Origin of the sequence: Halobaculum sp. P14 (genome assembly GCF_051195155.1) — an archaeon.
Lineage (GTDB): Archaea > Halobacteriota > Halobacteria > Halobacteriales > Haloferacaceae > JBNTKA01.
This window is the reverse complement of sequence record NZ_JBNTKB010000006.1, coordinates 135,683-153,783: the sequence shown is the minus strand read 5'-3', so window position 1 is coordinate 153,783 and position 18,101 is coordinate 135,683. Positions and strand designations below refer to the sequence as shown.

Below are 18,101 nucleotides of genomic sequence, written 5' to 3'. Positions count from 1 at the left end.
CGCGACGACGCCGACCGCCGGATGCTCGACTCCTTCGAATCGCCGGGGCGGTCGCGGCCCGCTTCTCCGTCAGTCGTCCCGCCGGTCGCGGAGCGCCGGGAAGTCGTCGCGGACGTCGTCGACGCGGCCCGGGTCGACGTCGGCGGTGACGAGCGTCGGGTCGTCGGCCGCCGAGGCGAGCGTCGTCCCCCACGGGTCGTAGACGGTGGACCGCCCGACCAGTTCGGCGTCGCCCTGTTCGCCGGCGCCGTTCACCGTCGCGACGTACCCGAGGTTCTCGACGGCGCGGGCGCGCGGCAGCGTCTCGAAGTGCTCCACGCGCGGATACGGCCACGCGCTCGGCACCACGGTGAGCGTCACACCGGCGTCGGCGAGCCGCCGGTACAGCTCGGGGAACCGGAGGTCGTAACACGTCGTCACGCCGACCGTGAACCCGCAGACGTCGGCGGTCTGCAGCGTCTCGCCGGCGGTGAGTAACTCCGTCTCCGCGGAGTCGTAGCCGAACAGGTGGTGTTTCCGGTAGACGAGTCGGCGGTCGCCCGCCGCGTCGAACAGCACCGCGGTGTTCGCCAGCCCCTCGTCCGCCGGAACGGCTTCGCCGGCGTCGGCGGACGCTTCGAGGTCCTCGACGACGCTGCCGGCGAGCAGCGCCACGTCGTTGTCGGCGGCGACGTCCCGGAGTTCGGTGAGCGTCGGGCCGCCGAGCGGCTCGGCCTGCCGGCTGTACGCGTCGAACGCGAAGTAGCCGACGTTCCACAGCTCCGGGAGCGCGACGAGGTCCGCGCCACGGTCGGCGGCCGCCTCCACGGCGTCGACGGCGCGCTCGCGGTTCGCCGCCGGCCGCGCCGCCTCGACGTCGAGCTGGGCGAGCGCGAGTTTCACGCGTCGAGCGCCTCCTCGAGCGCCGCTTTCAGGTTGTCGAACTCCGCCTCGAAGTTCCGCTCGAAAAAGCGCTCGACGCCCGGGAGCGACCCGTCGATGACGAACTCGTTCCGGAGCCGCGTCCGGCCGTCGTCCGTCGGCTCGACGACGTGTTCGCCGGTGACGCGGAACGCCTTCGACCGGCCGACGAACTTGACGTGCCGCGGCGGGTCGCGCTCCACCTCCTCGGTCTCGACGGCGATCGTGGACCGGACCATCGGCACCGGAATCTCGACGTGCCACGTCGCGGCGCCGTCGCCGTGGAGGTCGTAGCTGTCGACGACGCTGATCGCGCCGGCTCGTTCGGCGGGGTCGGCGATGAACGCCCAGACGTCCTCCGGCGACGCGTCGACGACGAGTTCCCGGCTCACCCGCACGGTCATTACTGCACCCGAATACGAACCGCCGGCGAAAAAAGCGGGGGGTTCACGGACGAGTTCAGGGGAGTTCGACGCGCCACGTCGTCGACCGGGCGCGCCCCCACTTTTCGATGTCGACCTCCTCGGACTTCTCGGCGAGCCGCGGCAGCCGGCTGCCGACCTGCTTCGCCGACAGCCCGATGGCCTCGGCGATGTTCTTCGCGCGGAAGTACTCCTCCCCGCGGGAGACGCTGTCGCGGAGGTACGCGACGATTCGTTTCTCCTCGTCTGTGTAGTCCGTCATCGCTTCTACAGTGAATTTGGTTCCCTGTGGCTTAACGCTTTACGCGTTCGAGCGCCGCTGTGACACTCCTGCAGGTCGACGTCGACGCCGCGTCGTGCGGCGGGTCGGCGTCGGCGCGGCCGGAGGCGTGCGGGCGCGGCTCAGGTGTCGTAGACGTGAATCGCGGTGACCGCCAGCACGGCGGCGACCATCGCGAGCGCGAAGCCCCACGCTTTCAGTTCCTGGGTCGCGCCGGCGAGCATCATGCCGGCGCCGACCGTCGCCGCGGCGCCGAACACGAGCGCCAGCCCGACGCTCTTGTCGGTCGAAACGGTGTCCGTGGCCATACGCGACGGTTCGCCGGTACGCACGTAGTTCTTCCGAAACCGCCAACCGCGCGAGCGACGCGCCCCGCCCGGGCGAGCGACCTTGTGCAGGCGACCCGGGGGGAGACAACCCGGGGCAGGCGCCCCCACCGGCCGACACCGCGTCTGTCGGACGGGAGTCGGCCGGCCGCCGACCGAGGTTGTCAGACTTAACTGCCGCCGGGCCGACCGTCCCCCAATGGCTGGGACACGCGGGCTCGCGAGAACCGTGAAAGTCGTCGCCGCGGTCGCCGTGCTGCTCGTCGGCGCCGTGGGCGGCGCGTACCTCCTCGGCGTCGTCGGCGCGCCGAGCGTCGTCGGCGTCCAGAACCGGTTCGGCGACGTCTCGGAGGAGCACACCGTCATCCGGAGCACCCTCGTCGTGAACAACCCGAATCCGGTCGGGGTTCGGCTCGGCGGCGTCTCGGCCGACTACGCCGTCTCGCTGAACGGCATCCGGATGGCGAGCGGGAGCAAGTCCGGGCTCGCGGTCGAACAGGGGAACTTCTCGGTGCCGTTCCGCACCCGGATGAACAACTCGAAGATTCCGGCGTGGTGGGTGAGCCACGTCCGAAACGGCGAGCACACGACGCTGCAGGTGGACGCGTCGGTGCACTCGTCGCTGCTCGGCCGGTCGTTCAGCCCGCAGATCACGCGCGACGTCAACACCAGCATCATCTCGGCGTTCCGGTCGTCGGAGACGCGGCCGCTGAACGCGAGCAGTCCGCTGGTGTCCGACCCGGTGTTGTACCTGAACCGGACGGAGGCGCAGTGGGGGACGGTCGACAACGACACGACCGAGGTCGAGATGACGCTGCACCTGTACAACCCGAAGTCGTACCCCGTGACGCTGTCGACGGTCGGCTACAACATCACGATGAACAACATCTCGATGGGCGGCGGCGAGGCGGGCGAACCCACGACGATTCCGCCCGGTGAGACCGTGGCGGTCCCGGCGACCACCGTCATCGACACGCAGAAACTCGACGAGTGGTGGGTGTCCCACCTGCAGCGGAACCAGGTGACGCAGCTCCGGGTCAGCTTCTATCTCGTGTTCGACCTGTCGACGGCCGGCGCCGGCGAGCAGCGCATCGACCTCACCGACGTCACCCGGACAATCGAGACGGACATGTTCGGAACGAAAAACGAGTCGGAGACCGGGACGTCCGGGTCGGCGGCGGCCGGGTCCGGCGGCGACGGAACCGCGACTGCGACGCCGTCCGGTGCGGGAACGGACACGCCGGCCGGGACGGCCGCCGGCGGCGACACCGCGACGCCGGGGACGACGCCGACTCCGACGCCGGCGCCGACCGAGACGCCGGGCGGCACCGCGACGCCGAGCGGCGGGACGACGACCACGGACGACGGATTGTTCACGGTCGACCGCTCGGGTCTGCAGTAGTCGCGGACGCCGACAACGCTTTAGGGACCGCGGTGTCACGGTGAGGTATGCCTCGGAGTATCTCTGCTCCTGGTCGAGTTCTCGGACGGTAACGTGACTGTCTCGACCGACACCGACGGTGACACGATTCTGGTCGACATCGACGGCGACGCCTGCGAACTGAGCAGGGACGCCGCCGCCGACCTGCAACAGGCGCTCGGCGACGCCCTCACGGAGCGCCGGGAGTTCTTCCGGACCGTCGGCGAGTACCGCGCGGACGGCAGCTACGTCGTCTCCCGGAAGGCCGCCGACTCCGCCGGCAACGCGAAGGTGTTCGACTCCTTCGAGGAGCTCCGCCGGCTGTACGACCGGCTCCCGTCGGAGTTCACCGCCGACGAAATCGGCCGGACCGGAATCACCGGCTCCCGGCGACACATGCTCGTCCGGCACTTCGCCGAGCACCCCGCGTTCGACTGCTCGATTCACCGCCGGAATCCGTTGACGGCGAGGAAAACCGCGTCGGAGTCCGACGCGGAGGAAGCGGAGGAGTAGGCGGAGGGACCGAGTTCGGCCGGCCTCGGCCGATTTCGGCCGAATCCGCCCGCGTTCGGCGGCTCTCGGTTCGGCGGTCCTGTGTTACTCGATGGAGACGTGTTCGTTCTCCTCGTTCAGCGCGAGGTTCGCGGCGACTTCGGCGATACGCATCGCGTACTGCGCCGTCTCCTGGAGGCTCACGAGCACTTCGCGTATCTGGAGGAGCTGCTGGTTCTCCATCTCGGGGAGGTCGTTGAGGATGTCGCGTTCGCGGTCTTTCAGTTCGCGGAACAGGAACTTCACCTCGATGGTGAGCGAGTAGTCGCGCTGCACCGCGGCGTCGACGGCCATCTCGGTGACCTCGTCGACCTGGTCGGTGAAATCGCGGATGCGGCGCATCGTCGAGTCGTCGATGTCGAGCGTGTTGTCGTCGGCTTCCAGCGCGATTTCGCCGATGTCCTCGGCGTTGTCCGCGATGAGTTCGAGGTTCTTCGCGATGGAGCGGTAGCCGATGAGCGGGAACCCGGAGTCGAGGCCGACGGCGCGCGCCAGGTTCGGGTTCTGGTAGGCGGTGAAGATGAGCCGGAGCAGCAGCACGAAGATCTTGTTCGCCTGCCGCTCGCGGTTCAGCGCGCGCTGGGCGAGGTCGGCGTTGCCGTGTGCGAGCGCCTTCACGGCTTCGCCGCGCATCGTCGACCCGGTGTTTTCGAGCCGCTTGAGGAGGTTGTCGAGCGTGAAGTCCTCGGGGTCGACCGAGCACCGGATGGCGATGTTCTCCGGGGTTTCCTCGATGACGCCGAGCCCCATCAGTTGCGTTTCGGCCTTGTAGACGGCGTTGATGTGGTCGGAGTCGAGCGCGCCCTCCTCGGTGGTGATGTTGATGACGCGCCGCCCGAGGACGTACTGGGCGAGGATGGCGCGTTCGAGCGCGTCGGCGTCGAGGTTGTCGGCGTGCAGCGTCGCCTCGGCGTCTTCGCGGCTCGCGGACTCCGGCAGCACCGTGAGCGTCCCCTTGCCGCCCATTCGGAGGGACACCTCGTCGCCCTTCTCCACGTCGTGTTCTTTCGCCCACTCAGCCGGCAGCGTCATGGCCAGCGTGGACGGCCCCAACCGCTGAACTTTCCGAGTCTCGACCATATCGGAGGGATGTGTCCATATGACCTTAACCTTGTCTCCGTTCCCATAATACACGTTTAGTGGGTGGGGTTACCACGCCGGATTCGGTCGGTTCTGGTCGAGCGGAGGAGCTGGGAGGGGAAACGAGCAGCGCGGAAGGGACGAGCAGCGCGGAAGGGACGAGGAGAGGAGAGGAGAGGAGAGGAGAGTGTGGCGCGGTCGGTTCGCGGCGGGTCAGACGATTTTCATCATGCGGCGCTCGAACTTGCCGACTCTGACTTTCACCCAGCCGCGGAGCCGCTCGTCGAGTTCGGGGTCGTCGGTGTCGACGCGGAGCGTCCGGATGTCGTCGAGTTTCGCGCGGGAGGCGACGACTTCGATGTCGCAGCGGCGAATCACGGCCGGAGAGAGCTGCGGGTTGCCGCGGCCGAACACGAAGCCCTGTCCGCCGATGGGCGAGACGACGATGACGTTGTCGTCGCCGAGCGCGTCCAGGATTTCCTGTTCGGTGGCGTCGGCGACGAGGAGGTCGCCGCCGCGGTAGACGTCGACGCCGATGGCGGTGCCGTCAACGCCGAGTTCGTCCTTGACGGCGCCGACGGTCGACCCGGGGCCGAGCACCCACGTGGTTTCGGGCCGCGACCGGATTTCGGCGGCGACGCCTTCGGCGAGCGACTCGACGGTGCCGCTCGCGGTCTGTTTCGACGACTGGAGCTGTTCGGCGACGGGGACGGACGCGACGGCGCGGAGCTCCGGGTGGACGTCGCCCTCGCGGTACCGGTCTTCGTCGATGTCGAGCACTTCGCGGCGCTCGGTCCGGTCGAACGTCGCGGCGACGACGGCGGCGTCTTCGGGCGAGACGGCGAACACCGACGAGTACACTTTCACGCCGGCGGGGACGCCGAGCATCGGCGTGTCGGTGCCGTCGAGCGCGTCGGCGACGTCAGCGGCGGTGCCGTCGCCGCCGACGAACAGCACGAGGTCGACGTCGGCGTCGACGAACGCGGTGACGGCGCGGCGGGTGTCGTCGGCGTCCGTGTCGATGGCGGCGCCGGTGTCGTCGCCGCTGTCGTCGGGAGTTCCGAGGACGACCGGGTCGAAGCCGGCGGCGCGCGCGACCGCGGCGCCCATCGGTTCGCCCCAGGTGAGCAGGTCGGCGTCGGGGGCGTGGTCGGCGAGCGCGTCGAGCGCGCGGCGGGCGCGGTCGGGGGCGCGCGGCTCGGCGCCGCGGGCGCGGGCTTCGGCGACCTTGTCGTCGGTGCCTTTGAGGCCGACGCGGCCGCCCATCCCGGCGACGGGGTTGAGCAGAAACCCGATTCGCATGTCGGTACCCGGGGCGGGCAGCCGGAAAAAGGCCGCCGATGCCGGCGGGCCGTCGCCGCGGCCTCGCCCTCCCCAGCCGGCTCCGGCGCTCCCTCGCTGCGCTCGGCCGCGCCGCCGCCCCTCGCGCGTCCGCGGCCGTGACACAGCACGGCCGCCGCGCGCCACCGCTGGTGCCACGGCCGCCGTGTGCCGCCACAGAAGCCGCGGTGACGGGTCGGCGAGGCCGGCGGCCGTGAAATCTGTCGACGCGGTCGGCGCCGGGCTACTGCGCGGCGGCGTTCGCGCCGGACTCTGGGTGGTGGTCGCCGGCGACGAACCTGAAGGCGACGGCGGCGACGAAGACGGACACGACCGAGAGGACGATGAAGGCGTCGTACAGCGGGTCGGCGATGAGGCCGCGTCGCCGCCCGATTTCGGCGGCGGCGACGGAGATGGAGAGTCGGCCGGGAACCGCCGCGGCGAGCAGCGCCGTGGTCCGGCGGTCCGTCCCGGTGAGCGCGCCGCCGACGGCCGCGCCGACGACTTTCAGCCCGACGCCGAGCGCGACGACGGCCGCGAGCAGCAGCACGGCGTCGACGTCGGTGAGCGGCGGGACGTTCGCGCGCATCCCGACGAAGAAGAAGAACACCGGCGCGACGAGGCTGACGACGGGCCGCATCTCCGCCTCGACGGCGTGGCGCTCGTCGGTGAGTTCGCCGATGAGGAACCCGGCGAAGAAGCCGCCGAGCACGGCGTGGACCCCGACCGCCTCCATCAGCCACGCGACGGCGACGGCGAACAGCACGCCGACCTTCGTCGGGGACGCGCCGAGTGAATCCGGGAGGGCGCGCTTGACCGGCCCGACGAGGTACCGCGGAATCACGACGAGAAACGCGGCGAGCGCGACGCTCACGGCGACGGAACCGACGACCGGGGTCTCCGACGTCAGCGTGATACCGTACGCGAGCGCGACGACCGAGAGGATGTCGTTGAGGACGGCGACAGCGAGGATGAGCTGGCCGCGGTCGGTCGAGATGTAGCCGAAGTCCTCCAGCAGCGGGTAGACGAGCCCCAGCGAGGTCGTGGAGACGGTGACGCCGACGAGGAAGCCGGCGAAGTGTCCGAGCCCCATCGCGAGCGCGAAGCCGGCGCCGCCGAGGAACGGCAGCACGAACGTCAGGAGACCGAGAACGGCGACCTGTCGGGGGCGCTGCCGGAGCGGCTCCGTGTCGAGTTCGACGCCGGCCTCGAACATGATGAGCAGCAGCCCGAACGACGCGAGGCTGACGAGGAAGTGGTAGCCGTGCATCCCCGGGCCGACCACGCCGAGGACGGAGCCGAACAGGATTCCGGCGAGGATTTCGGCGACCAGCACGGGGACGTCGAACCGTTCGAGGAAGCCGAGCGCGTAGCTCGTCCCGTACACCAACAGCAGCGCCGTGACGAAGCCGAAGGCGAGTCCCATACGGGTCCGCCTGACGGCTGAGCGCTCCTAATGGGCGAGTGATTCCACGGAGTCGCGGACGCCCCGCCGGACCCCGGCAGCGAGAGACGGCGCCGCCGCTGTCCGGTCGGCCGTCGAAGAAACTGAGTTGTGGGGGTTCTGCGCCGATTACAGGACGCTGATGTTGAGCGCGTACGGCCACGTCGTGTTCGCGAGCGAGAGGAACACGAGCGCCGCGCCGAGGATGATGACGTTCTTCTGGAACTGCGTCATCTGGTCCTGCTTCTGGTCGTCGGGGACGGCCCAGAAGTCGTGAATCATGACGGCGGAGACGAGCATGAACAGCGCCACGGCCCCGGACGCCAGCACCGGCAGGACGCCGAGGACGATGCCCAGTCCGCCGAACGCGAGCATCCCGCCGGAGAAGGCGGCGCTGAGACGGGGAGCCGGGACGCCCTTCGCCTCGGCGTAGCCGGCGTAGTTGTCGAGCGCCTGGAAGTGCCCGAGACCCATGTACGCGACGACGAGTCCGAAGAGGACTCGGCCGAGCAGGAACGCGACGCCTGCGCCTGCGCCCGTGAACGCCGATGCACCCTGAAGGAGTGTTGTAAGTTCCATCGCCCCCTGACCTACACGAGTCACTCACTTATCTGTTTGCCGACACCACGGTTACCGGGTGACACCGGTGTTACTCCAGACTGACGGTACGGTCGGTCTCGTGAGATAGTCCATCTCGCCACAACGTCTCGAACTATTTACACGAATCGGGGCGTACGTCGACGCAGGTCTCCAGATGTTCGAGTTCGTCACGCAGATACGGTCCCACCCGATTCGGTCTGCGGCGCCCGTCGTGGCGCTCGCCGGGCTGGCGCTGAGCTACTATCGGCTGAAACTCCGGAAGCGAGGGCCGCTCGCCGAGGTGTGGGAGCGGGTCAGGAAGACGGTGCTGCCGCCGCTCGACGACCTGGCGCGTCGGCTCGGCGTCGGCTACGCCGCGTACACGCTCGGCGAACGAGAGTACGCCGGGACGCTCTCCGTCCCCCCGGAGAAAGCCGAACGGCTCCTGTGGCAGGCCGGGTTCCGCCGGAACCCGCTCGCGGCGTACAAGACGCTTCCCGACGGCACTGCCGAACTCGGGTCGTGGGTCTATCGGGACGGCCTGCTCGCGACCCACCAGACCCACGTCGTGCTGTTCCCCGCGGAAGCCGACGGACAGACCCGCGTGTTCGCCCACCGCGAATACTCGGCCATCAACCCGGCGACGGCGCTCGAACACTTCCGCGGACGCGGCTACAGTCCGGAGGAGGGCGAAGCGGTGGTGCGAGGGAAACTCGGCTCCACACACTGGGTGCACGACGAGGAGCCGACGGCCGACGACGACCGGTACGGCCGCTGACGCCCGCCGGAGATTCGTGGACTCCGGCGGTGCGTCACGAATCGTGCCGAACCTTGCCCCTGTCGGCCGTCCCGTCGCGCATGGCTCTCCGACTCGCACCTGCGTTCCTCACGGCGCCGAGTTCGTTCATCGACCGCTCCGTCGACTGGGGCTCGTTCGACTTTCTGCGCTGGTCGACGGAGACGTACGAGTACGACCCGGACGACTGGAACGGGCTGAAGAACACGGTTCGGCCGGTCGAGCAGGTCATCCGGTCCGGTCGCGGCGACTGTGAGGACTACGCGCTCGTCGCGCTGTCGTGGCTGCACGCGACCGTCGACGCCGGCGACGTCGGCCTCGCCGTGCTGTACACGCGGGAGGTGCCGCCCACCGGACACGTCATCGCGTTCGGCCCGGAGCGAACGTTCTCCTCCGGCGTCGTCTGCGACGGGACGCTCGAGCAGTACCTCCGCGGCTCCCGGTACGACGTCATGTTCACGAACACGCTGTAGCCGTCGGTCCTGACCGTGGCCGAACCGGTCGGTCCCGACCCGGCCTGACCCGACCGTGCGCTTAATACGCCCCGGCGAAGTTCACCGGTCGAAGACGATGGCACTCCGGGACGTCATCCGCGACATGGAGAGCCGCGAGAAGCGGCTGACGGTGTTCGACCCCGACTCCTCGGCGGTCGTCGACGACCTGCGCGACTACTTCGCCTCCCAGCAGGTCGACGTCGTCGTCGGCAGCACGGACAGCGACCTCTCGGGCTACGCGGTGCTCTCGGACGACGCCGGCGACGTTCTCACCGCGGTCGACCTCGACCGGCTCGACGGCGACGCGACCGCCGGCGTCGGCGAACCACGGCCGTTCTCCCCGCTGCTGGAACACCTCGACGACACGACGTTCTCGTCGTACAGCATCGACCAGATGGTGGCGGCGTCCCGCGAGATCGAGGACCGCGCGTGGCGCGTCGGCAGCGGGCAACTTCACGCCGGCTTCCAGACCGCGACGGCGCTCTCGCGGCAGGCCGACGTCTACGAGACGCTCGCGAAGAAGCCGCTCGACATCCACGTCTACTGTGCGCCGTCGACCGAGTCCCCCGGTATCGACAACGTCAGCGTCCACGAGGCGGACACGGCGGAACTCCGCGAGGTCTGGTTCGTGGTGTTCGACGGCGGCGGCGACCTGTCGAACGCCTGCGCGCTGCTCGCCGAGGAGTGCCCGGGGGAGGACCGGCGGTTCTCGGGGTTCTGGACGTACGACTCCCTGCTGATTCGCGACGCGCTCGAACACCTCCACGAGCGGTACCTCACCGCCGCGTAGCACCTCGCCGCCGCGTGCGGTTTCTGTGCGTGCGGGCCGCGCGAGACGCGTCGCTCGCGGACGGTTTGGTTACCGCCGCACTTCGAAACCGGTGACGCCGGTCGGCTCGCCGTACTCGACGTCGACGTCGGAGACGGACGCGGCCGGACTTCCCGTGTGACACCACTCGATCATCGTCTCGACGTCCGAACGCGGCCCTTCGAAGACGGCTTCGACGCGGCCGTCGTCGAGGTTCTTCACCCAGCCGTCGACGCCGTGTTCGCGGGCCGTGTCCCTCGTGTTCGCGCGGTAGAAGACGCCCTGGACTTTCCCGGACACGTACACGTGTGCGCGGACCCGGTCGGCGTCGCTCTCTCCGTCGTCGCTGGCGGCATCGCCGTCGTCGTCGCGGCTGCTCATACCTGACGGTTCGTCCGGCGCAGGGAAAACCCGACGGTCACTGCAGTCGCTCGCCTCGGACCCGGCGACCGTCGGTGATTTAAGTAGCGGACAGGCGGCGAGGGCGTCTCGCGGGGCTGTGTTTCCCGAGAGCGTCCCGCCGCACAACCGCGTGCGCCCTCGGGCGAACGTCACGTCACGGCGGTCCTGCCCGCGTCCTCCGATTTGAACGTTCGGCCGTTCGGCGGGGGGAATCGTCTGCGACGTCGGATGAACCGTCCGCGAGGCCGGGTGAGCCGTTCCGCGACGGCGACGCATGTTCCGTTCGCTCGGGTGCGCTGACGACGCAATCGGTTCCGTGGACCACCGGGCGTTTCGGGCCGCGCGGGACCGAGGGAGTCTTGGGCGTCGCGGTGGAGGAACCGGTATGGATCTGTTCGGCACCGCCGGTATCCGGGGGAGCGTGGAGAGCCGCGTCACGCCGGAGTTGGCGCTGGACGTGGCGCGCGCGGTCGGCGCGGCAGCGCGGGAGGCGGGCGACCGAGAGTTCGTCGTGGCGCGGGACGGCCGCGTGACGGGGCCGGCGCTCGCGGCGGCCGTCGAGGCCGGCCTCGAATCCGCCGGCGCCGACGTGGTTCGGCTCGGCCAGCTCCCGACGCCGGGGCTCGCGTACGCCTCCCGGGGCCGGCGCGGCGTGATGCTCACGGCGTCGCACAACCCCCCGACGGACAACGGCATCAAGCTGTTCGTGGACGGCGTCGAGTACGCGGAGACCGCCGAGACCGACGTCGATCGACGCGTCGCCGCCGGGACGCCGCCGGCGGCGTGGGACGAGTGGGGCGACGTCGAGGCGGCTGACGCGCTCGACGCCTACCGCGACGCCGTCGCGGCGTACGCCGCGGCGTTCGGCTCGTCGCCGGACGACCTCCGCGTGGCCGTCGACTGCGGCAACGGGATGGCGTCGGTGGCGACGCCGCAGGTGCTCCGCGAACTCGGCGCGGACGTCGTGACGCTGAACGCGAACGTCGACGGCCACTTCCCGGGCCGCGAGTCGAAACCGACGCCGGAGTCGCTGACGGACCTCCGCGAGTTCGTCCGCGAGGGCGCGGCCGACTTCGGCGTCGGCCACGACGGCGACGCCGACCGCATCGTCGTCGTCGATGCCGACGGCGACGTCGTCCACGAGGACACCGTCCTCGCCGTCCTGGCGGCGCACTACGTCCGCGTCAGCGACGCGGCGGACCCGGTGGTGGTGACGACGCCGAACGCGTCCGGCCGCATCGACGAGCAGGTCGCTGCCGCCGGCGGCCGCGTCGAGCGCGTCGCGCTCGGCTACCTCCACGACGGCATCGCGTCGGCCCGAGACGGCGGCGGCGACGTCGTGTTCGCGGCGGAGCCGTGGAAGCACGTGCACACGCGGTTCGGCGGCTGGATAGACGGCGTCGCGTCCGCGGCGGTGCTGACGCGGCTCGTCGCCGCCGAGGGGCTCGACGGCCTCCGCGAGCCGGTGACGGAGCGCCCGTACCGGAAGGTGAGCGTCGACTGCCCGGACGACGCGAAAGCGGCGGTGATGGAGCGGCTCGACGAGGCGCTCCCCGAGGCGTTCCCCGAGGCGTCCGTGAACACCGACTACGGCGTCCGGCTGTCGTTCCCGGACGACTCGTGGACGCTGGTCCGCCCGTCCGGCACCGAGCCGTACGTCCGCGTGTACGCCGAGAGCGACGACGTCGACGCGCTCGTCGACGACGTCGTCTCGGTCGTCGAATCCGCGGTTTCCGGCGAAACGTCCGGCTGACGCTGGACGTGTCTGGAGTCGGGAACGTCGAAAGCCGACGATTTTAACCGCGTTTGCGTCGGGAGTACCAGCATGGACCGGAACTTCAATCGGCGCACGTTCATCAAAGGCACCGGAGCGGCGGGGCTCGCGGGCCTGGCCGGCTGTTCGGGCGGCCCGGACGAGTCCACGCCGACCGAGACCAGCGACGACGGCACCAGCACCACCACGACGTCCGACGGCGGCTCCGCGGGCGGCTCCGCCACGGTCAACGTCGGCATGGTGTACGCGACCGGCGGCCTCGGCGACGGGTCGTTCAACGACCAGGCGCAGATCGGGATTCAGCAGGCCGCCGAGGAGTTCGACGTCAGCTACGACGAGTCCCAGCCCGACTCGGTGTCGCAGTTCGCGCAGTACCAGCAGCAGTACGCCCAGTCCACGAACCCGAACTACGACCTCGTGAGCTGCATCGGCTTCCTGCAGGCCGACTCGCTCTCGAAGACGGCGCCCGACTACCCGGACCAGGACTTCATGATCGTCGACTCCGTCGTCGACGAGCCGAACGTCCGGTCGTACACGTTCGCCGAACACGAAGGCTCGTTCCTCGTCGGCCAGCTCGCCGGCATCCTGACGACGAAGTCGTTCTCGGCGGGCAGCGGCTCGACGCAGTCCGACTCCACGAACGTCGGCTTCGTCGGCGGCGTGAAGTCCTCGCTCATCCAGAAGTTCGAGGCGGGCTACAAGGCCGGCGTGAAGTACGCGAACTCCAACGTCGACGTCGCGACGAGCTACGTCGGCTCGTTCAACGACCCGTCGGCGGGGAAGGAGGCGGCGCTCGCGATGTACAACTCCGGCGCCGACATCGTCTTCCACGCGGCCGGGAACACCGGCACCGGCGTCTTCCAGGCGGCCCAGGAGAAGGGCCGGTTCGCCATCGGCGTCGACCGCGACCAGTCGAAGACGAAGCCGGACTACGCCGACGTCATCCTCGCGTCGATGGTGAAGCGCGTCGACACCGCCGTCTACAACGCCGTGAAAGCGCAGGTGAACGGGAACTTCCAGGGCGGCACCTCGGTCAGCCTCGGTCTCGCCGACGAGGGCGTCGCAATCGTCTACGGTCAGCAGCTCGGCGCCGACATCTCCTCGTCCGTGAAGTCCGAAATCGAGGCGTCGATGCAGGCCATCATCGACGGCGAAATCAGCGTCCCGACGAACCCGAACCAGGTCTCCGGCTGAGCCGGAGCCACGGCGCCGCGCCGCCGACGCTTCTCACGTTTTCTTCCCCGGCGAGCCGTCGCGCCGGCGGCGCGGCGCGCTGAAACGCGTCGTTTATGCCGATACCGGTGAAAGCCGAACCTGAATGACTGAGGCCGTCCGCCTCGACGGGATCACGAAACGCTTCCCCGGAGTCGTCGCGAACGACGACGTGACGCTCTCCGTCGAGCAGGGGACGGTCCACGCCCTGCTCGGCGAGAACGGCGCCGGGAAGACGACGCTGATGAACGTACTGTACGGCCTGTACGAGCCGACCGCAGGCGACGTGTACGTGAACGGCGACGGGCTGGAACGCGACGAGGACGGCGAGTACGTCGACGCCCCCCGCCGGTTCGACTCGCCGCGCGACGCCATCGACGCCGGCGTCGGCATGATTCACCAGCACTTCATGCTCGTCGACCCGATGACGGTCGCCGAGAACATCACGCTCGGCAACGAGCCGACGAAGTGGGGCGGGCTCGCCATCGACCGCGACGCCGCCCGAGAGGAGGTGCTCGAACTCTCCGAGCGGTACGGCTTCGACGTCGAACCCGACGCGACGGTCGCCGACGTCTCCGTCGGCGTCCAGCAGCGCGTCGAGATCCTGAAGGCGCTGTACCGCGGCGCCGACGTCCTCATCCTCGACGAGCCGACCGCCGTGTTGACGCCGCAGGAGGTCGAAGACCTGTTCGCGGTCCTCGACGAACTCACCGACGCCGGCAAGACCATCATCTTCATCACCCACAAGCTCGGCGAGGCGCTGGAGGCGGCGGACGAAGTGACGGTGCTGCGCGACGGCAGGAACGTCGGCTCCGTCGAGACCGCCGACACGAGCCGCGAGGAGCTCGCCGAGCTCATGGTCGGCCGCGAGGTCGTCCTCGAAACCGACACGCCGCCGGCGACCCCCGGCGACCCGGTGCTGTCGGTCGACGGCGTCTCCGCCGAGGACGACCGCGGCGTCACCGCCGTCGACGACGCCTCCTTCACGGTGCGGGAGGGCGAAGTGTTCGGCGTCGCCGGCGTCGACGGCAACGGCCAGTCCGAACTCGTCGAGGTCGTCACCGGCCTCCGCCGCCCCGAAGCCGGCAGCGTCCGGCTCCACGGCGACGACGTCACCGACGACTCCCGCCGGGAGCGCACCCGCGCCGGCATGGCGTACGTCCCCGAGGACCGCCAGGAGCGCGGGCTCGTCATGGACTTCGACCTCGTGGAGAACGGCGTGCTCGGCAGCCAGCACGACCCGCCGTTCGCCCACGCCGGCCGCATCGACTGGGAGTACGCCGCCGAGCACGCCGCCGACGTCATCGACACCTACGACGTCCGGCCGCCGGACCCCGGGGCGGACGCGAAGTCGCTCTCCGGCGGGAACCAGCAGAAGTTCATCGTCGGCCGCGAGTTCGCCCGCGACCCCGACTGCATCGTCGCCTCCCACCCGACCCGCGGCGTCGACATCGGCTCCACCGAGTTCATCCACGACCGGCTCATCGACCTCCGCGACGACGGGAAGGCGGTGCTTCTGGTCTCGTCGAAACTCGACGAGGTCCGCGGGCTCTCCGACCGGCTCGCCGTCATGTACCGCGGCCGCGTCGTCGACGTCGTCGACCCCGACGAAGTCACCGAAGAGCAGCTCGGCCTCCTGATGGCCGGCGAACGCCCCGACGACGTGCCGAGCATCCGGACCGACGCGAACGCGGCCGCAGACGGGGCGGAGGAAGCGGACGGGGCGGACGCGGACGGCGCCGACGCCGCCGGGGAGACGCCCGGCACCGACGCCGCAACCGCCGGAGGTGACGACAATGAGTGACGACCCGTCGTCGGGCGAGGAGGGCGCCCCGGAGGGCGGGCCGGAGTCGACGGTCCGGGCGCGGGCGCTGTCGTGGCTCGACCGGCTCGCGGAGGCGTCCGCGACCGAGCGGCTGCTCATCTCGACGTCCGCGCTGGTGCTGTCGGTCGTCATCGGCTTCTTCCTCGTGCTGGCCGCCGGCCGCATGACGACCTGCGACGCCGCGGCGACGACGTACCTCGGCGTCGGCTTCTGCTACGACCCGATTACGGTGTACGACAAGCTGTTCCTCGGCGCGTTCGGGAACCTGCTCGCGAACCCGCTGAACGGCCAGTTCGCGACGACGCTGTCGGAGGCGACGGTGCTGGTGTTCACGGGGCTCGCGGTCGCCGTCGCGTTCCGCGCCGGCGTGTTCAACATCGGCGGGCAGGGGCAGATGGTGCTCGGCGCGCTCGCCACCGCAGTCATCGTGTTCGCCGTCTCGCCGCTCGTCTCCGGCGTCGTCGGAACGCTGCTGCTCGTCCCGTTCGGGCTGCTCGTCGGCGCCGTCGTCGGCGGCGTCTACGGCGCCATCCCGGGCGCGCTGAAGGCGTACGCCGACGCCAACGAGGTCATCACGACCATCATGCTGAACTTCGTCGCCACGTCGGTCGCGCTGTACCTCGTCCAGGACCACTTCAAGGACCCCGAGAGCTTCGCGAACCAGACCCGGACGCTCCCCGAGTACGCGCTGTTCCCGAAACTGGTGTTCCCTGAGCGCGCGTCCGTCTCGCTGTACGCGACCGCGTTCGCCGTCGTGCTCGCGCTCGCCATCGCCTACCTGCTCACCCGGACGAGCGTCGGCTACGACATCCGGACGAGCGGCCTCCAGCCCGACGCGGCGGAGTACGGCGGCGTCGACGCCGCCCGCACCGTCGTCACGTCGATGGCGCTGTCGGGCGCGATTGCGGGGCTCGGCGGCGCCGTCTACGCGCTGATGGTGCTCGGGAACTTCCAGACCGGCGTCCCGGACTACGGCTTCGACGGCATCACCGTCTCCATCCTCGCCGGCAACAACCCGGTCGGCGTGCTCGGCGCGGCGCTGCTGTTCGGCGTCCTGAAGTCCGGCAGCATCGTCGTCGACGTCTCCACGAGCGTGCCGCCGGAGCTCGTCGGCGTGCTCCGCGGACTCATCGTCCTGTTCGTCGCGATGCCGGAGTTCTTCCGGATGATCGGGAAACGGCTCAACCTCGGTGACGGCGTCGACGGCCGCGGCCCGGCGGCGACCGACGGAGGTGAGTCGGGATGACCGACCTGCGCGACCGCGTCGGCGTGCTCGTCGCCGGATTCGTGTTCGCGGTGGTCGCGACGACGGCGCTCGTCGGCCTCGCGTTCCCGGGGACGCCGTTCGGCGCCTTCACGGCGACGCTGGCCGCCGTCCTCGGCGTGCTCCTCGAGGACTCGACGCTCGCGGCGGCGCTCCGGCTGTCGGTCCCCATCGCGTTCGCGGCGCTCGGCGGCATCTTCGCGGAGAAGTCGGGCGTGTTCAACATCGGCCTCGAAGGGCTGCTCATCGTGTCGGCGTTCGCCGGCGTCTACGTCACCGACGTCTCCGGCAGCATCTGGGTCGGCGTCGCCGGCGGCGTGCTCGCGTCGACGCTGCTCGCGGCGCTGTTCGCGGTCGTCTGCATCCGGTTCCGCGCCGACCAGATCATCGCGGGGCTCGCCGTCTGGCTCATCGCGCTCGGGCTCGCGCCGTTCGTCTCCCAGGTCGTCTACGGCAGTTCGAACACGACCAGCGTCCAGACGTTCGAGGCGATTCGGGTGCCGGTGCTGTCGAAGATTCCGTTCTTCGGCGCGCTGTTCGACGCGTCGCCGATGGTGTACCTGATGTTCGTCGCCGTCGCGGCGTCGTGGTGGACGCTGAACCGGACGACGTTCGGCCGGTGGGTGCGCGCCGCCGGCGAGAACCCGAAGGCGCTCGACACCGCCGGCGTCGACGTGAAACGCGTCCGCTACGCCGCGGTGCTGCTGTCCGGCGTCCTCGCCGGCGTCGGCGGCGCCGCGCTGTCACTCAGCCTCGGCCAGTTCACGGGGAGCGGCCCGACGATGGTGAACGGGAAGGGGTTCATCGCCATCGTCGCGTTCCTGTTCGGGAACTACAACCCGGTCGGCGCGCTGCTGTCGACGATGCTGTTCGCCGGGCTGGACGCGCTCCAGCTCACGCTGCAGGCGCGCGACGTCGTCGCGATTCCGAAGCCGCTCGTCCGCACCATCCCGTACGTCACAGTGGTCATCGTGCTCGCGCTGTTCGGCCGCACCCGGACGCCGGACGCGGCCGGCGAGCACTACGAGTCCGGCGAGGAGTAGCGCGCCTCACTCCCCGTCGCCTCGCGTCCGGCTCTTCGCCGCCCCGCGTCCCTCCGAATCACGCCGCGTCGCCGGCGCTGTGTCGCTCCGCGCCGCCTCGACTCTCTGCCGCGGAATCCGTCGGCTCGGCGCCGACGGAACTGCCGGGTCGAATAACGAG

General features: G+C 70.2%; 19 protein-coding genes. 10 read left to right on the top strand and 9 right to left on the bottom strand.

What is annotated here, in order from left to right; all coding sequences use genetic code 11:
• Positions 1-69 precede the first annotated feature (69 nt).
• The 4 genes from ACQUS7_RS12460 to ACQUS7_RS12445 all read right to left on the bottom strand — a co-directional run bounded on the left by ACQUS7_RS12460 (position 70) and on the right by ACQUS7_RS12445 (position 1,910).
• Positions 70-882: a carbon-nitrogen family hydrolase gene (locus ACQUS7_RS12460; protein ID WP_435147423.1), complete on the bottom strand. Its 813-nt coding sequence runs from the start codon at positions 880-882 to the stop codon at positions 70-72.
• The gene (locus tag ACQUS7_RS12455; RefSeq protein WP_435147421.1) at positions 879-1,304 is read right to left on the bottom strand and encodes a CoxG family protein; all 426 of its coding nucleotides are present in this window, start codon (positions 1,302-1,304) and stop codon (positions 879-881) included. The genes ACQUS7_RS12460 and ACQUS7_RS12455 overlap by 4 nt, the downstream gene beginning before the upstream one ends.
• Before the next feature lie 55 nt (positions 1,305-1,359).
• Positions 1,360-1,584: a DUF7123 family protein gene (locus ACQUS7_RS12450; RefSeq protein ID WP_435124958.1), complete on the bottom strand. Its 225-nt coding sequence runs from the start codon at positions 1,582-1,584 to the stop codon at positions 1,360-1,362.
• A 140-nt stretch (positions 1,585-1,724) separates the two neighbouring features.
• On the bottom strand, positions 1,725-1,910 hold the full coding sequence (locus ACQUS7_RS12445; RefSeq protein ID WP_435124960.1) for a DUF7525 family protein: 186 nt from the start codon (positions 1,908-1,910) through the stop codon (positions 1,725-1,727).
• 217 nt (positions 1,911-2,127) lie between these two features.
• Between ACQUS7_RS12445 and ACQUS7_RS12440 the strand changes: the two genes are divergently transcribed.
• Both ACQUS7_RS12440 and ACQUS7_RS12435 read left to right on the top strand, forming a co-directional pair.
• Positions 2,128-3,330, top strand: coding sequence for an LEA type 2 family protein (locus ACQUS7_RS12440; RefSeq protein WP_435147418.1), 1,203 nt, complete (start codon positions 2,128-2,130; stop codon positions 3,328-3,330).
• Positions 3,331-3,489: 159 nt separating this feature from the next.
• Positions 3,490-3,861, top strand: a complete 372-nt coding sequence (locus ACQUS7_RS12435; RefSeq protein WP_435126101.1) for a DUF7528 family protein — start codon at positions 3,490-3,492, stop codon at positions 3,859-3,861.
• 84 nt (positions 3,862-3,945) lie between these two features.
• Here ACQUS7_RS12435 and ACQUS7_RS12430 read toward each other — a convergent pair whose 3' ends face one another.
• The 4 genes from ACQUS7_RS12430 to ACQUS7_RS12415 form a co-directional block, all read right to left on the bottom strand.
• Positions 3,946-4,980 carry a PhoU domain-containing protein gene (locus ACQUS7_RS12430; protein WP_435124965.1) on the bottom strand — a complete coding sequence of 345 codons (1,035 nt, stop codon included), beginning with the start codon at positions 4,978-4,980 and terminating at the stop codon, positions 3,946-3,948.
• 213 nt (positions 4,981-5,193) lie between these two features.
• Entirely contained in the window at positions 5,194-6,282 is a 1,089-nt protein-coding gene (locus ACQUS7_RS12425) for an ATP-NAD kinase family protein (RefSeq protein ID WP_435147416.1), read from the bottom strand.
• 262 nt (positions 6,283-6,544) lie between these two features.
• Positions 6,545-7,726: a cation:proton antiporter gene (locus ACQUS7_RS12420; RefSeq protein ID WP_435147414.1), complete on the bottom strand. Its 1,182-nt coding sequence runs from the start codon at positions 7,724-7,726 to the stop codon at positions 6,545-6,547.
• Positions 7,727-7,873: 147 nt separating this feature from the next.
• Positions 7,874-8,323, bottom strand: a complete 450-nt coding sequence (locus ACQUS7_RS12415) for a DoxX family protein (RefSeq protein WP_435124973.1) — start codon at positions 8,321-8,323, stop codon at positions 7,874-7,876.
• 175 nt (positions 8,324-8,498) lie between these two features.
• Between ACQUS7_RS12415 and ACQUS7_RS12410 the strand changes: the two genes are divergently transcribed.
• The 3 genes from ACQUS7_RS12410 to ACQUS7_RS12400 all read left to right on the top strand — a co-directional run bounded on the left by ACQUS7_RS12410 (position 8,499) and on the right by ACQUS7_RS12400 (position 10,403).
• The gene (locus ACQUS7_RS12410; protein WP_435124975.1) at positions 8,499-9,101 is read left to right on the top strand and encodes a hypothetical protein; all 603 of its coding nucleotides are present in this window, start codon (positions 8,499-8,501) and stop codon (positions 9,099-9,101) included.
• An 80-nt stretch (positions 9,102-9,181) separates the two neighbouring features.
• Complete coding sequence (locus tag ACQUS7_RS12405; protein WP_435124977.1) at positions 9,182-9,592, top strand: hypothetical protein; 411 nt, start codon at positions 9,182-9,184, stop codon at positions 9,590-9,592.
• A gap of 97 nt (positions 9,593-9,689) precedes the next feature.
• A complete protein-coding gene (locus tag ACQUS7_RS12400) occupies positions 9,690-10,403 on the top strand; it encodes a DICT sensory domain-containing protein (RefSeq protein ID WP_435147411.1) in 714 nt (237 codons plus the stop codon).
• Between the two features lie 69 nt (positions 10,404-10,472).
• Here ACQUS7_RS12400 and ACQUS7_RS12395 read toward each other — a convergent pair whose 3' ends face one another.
• Entirely contained in the window at positions 10,473-10,802 is a 330-nt protein-coding gene (locus tag ACQUS7_RS12395; protein ID WP_435147409.1) for an acylphosphatase, read from the bottom strand.
• A gap of 406 nt (positions 10,803-11,208) precedes the next feature.
• Between ACQUS7_RS12395 and ACQUS7_RS12390 the strand changes: the two genes are divergently transcribed.
• The 5 genes from ACQUS7_RS12390 (at position 11,209) to ACQUS7_RS12370 (ending at position 17,941) form a co-directional block, all read left to right on the top strand.
• On the top strand, positions 11,209-12,576 hold the full coding sequence (locus ACQUS7_RS12390; RefSeq protein WP_435147407.1) for a phosphomannomutase: 1,368 nt from the start codon (positions 11,209-11,211) through the stop codon (positions 12,574-12,576).
• 72 nt (positions 12,577-12,648) lie between these two features.
• Positions 12,649-13,791, top strand: coding sequence for a BMP family lipoprotein (locus ACQUS7_RS12385; protein ID WP_435147405.1), 1,143 nt, complete (start codon positions 12,649-12,651; stop codon positions 13,789-13,791).
• A gap of 124 nt (positions 13,792-13,915) precedes the next feature.
• Positions 13,916-15,613 carry an ABC transporter ATP-binding protein gene (locus ACQUS7_RS12380; protein ID WP_435147403.1) on the top strand — a complete coding sequence of 566 codons (1,698 nt, stop codon included), beginning with the start codon at positions 13,916-13,918 and terminating at the stop codon, positions 15,611-15,613.
• Positions 15,606-16,880: an ABC transporter permease subunit gene (locus ACQUS7_RS12375; RefSeq protein WP_435147401.1), complete on the top strand. Its 1,275-nt coding sequence runs from the start codon at positions 15,606-15,608 to the stop codon at positions 16,878-16,880. The genes ACQUS7_RS12380 and ACQUS7_RS12375 overlap by 8 nt, the downstream gene beginning before the upstream one ends.
• Positions 16,877-17,941: an ABC transporter permease gene (locus ACQUS7_RS12370; RefSeq protein ID WP_435147399.1), complete on the top strand. Its 1,065-nt coding sequence runs from the start codon at positions 16,877-16,879 to the stop codon at positions 17,939-17,941. Before ACQUS7_RS12375 ends, ACQUS7_RS12370 begins: the two co-directional genes overlap by 4 nt.
• Positions 17,942-18,101 lie beyond the last annotated feature (160 nt).

What these genes read in the sequence shown, in the direction of transcription:
- ACQUS7_RS12455 (WP_435147421.1), bottom strand. Translation starts at nt 1,304, where the DNA reads ATGACCGTGCGGGTGAGCCGGGAACTCGTCGTCGACGCGTCGCCGGAG.
- ACQUS7_RS12450 (WP_435124958.1), bottom strand. Translation starts at nt 1,584, where the DNA reads ATGACGGACTACACAGACGAGGAGAAACGAATCGTCGCGTACCTCCGC.
- ACQUS7_RS12445 (WP_435124960.1), bottom strand. Translation starts at nt 1,910, where the DNA reads ATGGCCACGGACACCGTTTCGACCGACAAGAGCGTCGGGCTGGCGCTC.
- ACQUS7_RS12440 (WP_435147418.1), top strand. Translation starts at nt 2,128, where the DNA reads ATGGCTGGGACACGCGGGCTCGCGAGAACCGTGAAAGTCGTCGCCGCG.
- ACQUS7_RS12430 (WP_435124965.1), bottom strand. Translation starts at nt 4,980, where the DNA reads ATGGTCGAGACTCGGAAAGTTCAGCGGTTGGGGCCGTCCACGCTGGCC.
- ACQUS7_RS12425 (WP_435147416.1), bottom strand. Translation starts at nt 6,282, where the DNA reads ATGCGAATCGGGTTTCTGCTCAACCCCGTCGCCGGGATGGGCGGCCGC.
- ACQUS7_RS12420 (WP_435147414.1), bottom strand. Translation starts at nt 7,726, where the DNA reads ATGGGACTCGCCTTCGGCTTCGTCACGGCGCTGCTGTTGGTGTACGGG.
- ACQUS7_RS12415 (WP_435124973.1), bottom strand. Translation starts at nt 8,323, where the DNA reads ATGGAACTTACAACACTCCTTCAGGGTGCATCGGCGTTCACGGGCGCA.
- ACQUS7_RS12410 (WP_435124975.1), top strand. Translation starts at nt 8,499, where the DNA reads ATGTTCGAGTTCGTCACGCAGATACGGTCCCACCCGATTCGGTCTGCG.
- ACQUS7_RS12405 (WP_435124977.1), top strand. Translation starts at nt 9,182, where the DNA reads ATGGCTCTCCGACTCGCACCTGCGTTCCTCACGGCGCCGAGTTCGTTC.
- ACQUS7_RS12400 (WP_435147411.1), top strand. Translation starts at nt 9,690, where the DNA reads ATGGCACTCCGGGACGTCATCCGCGACATGGAGAGCCGCGAGAAGCGG.
- ACQUS7_RS12395 (WP_435147409.1), bottom strand. Translation starts at nt 10,802, where the DNA reads ATGAGCAGCCGCGACGACGACGGCGATGCCGCCAGCGACGACGGAGAG.
- ACQUS7_RS12390 (WP_435147407.1), top strand. Translation starts at nt 11,209, where the DNA reads ATGGATCTGTTCGGCACCGCCGGTATCCGGGGGAGCGTGGAGAGCCGC.
- ACQUS7_RS12385 (WP_435147405.1), top strand. Translation starts at nt 12,649, where the DNA reads ATGGACCGGAACTTCAATCGGCGCACGTTCATCAAAGGCACCGGAGCG.
- ACQUS7_RS12380 (WP_435147403.1), top strand. Translation starts at nt 13,916, where the DNA reads ATGACTGAGGCCGTCCGCCTCGACGGGATCACGAAACGCTTCCCCGGA.
- ACQUS7_RS12375 (WP_435147401.1), top strand. Translation starts at nt 15,606, where the DNA reads ATGAGTGACGACCCGTCGTCGGGCGAGGAGGGCGCCCCGGAGGGCGGG.
- ACQUS7_RS12370 (WP_435147399.1), top strand. Translation starts at nt 16,877, where the DNA reads ATGACCGACCTGCGCGACCGCGTCGGCGTGCTCGTCGCCGGATTCGTG.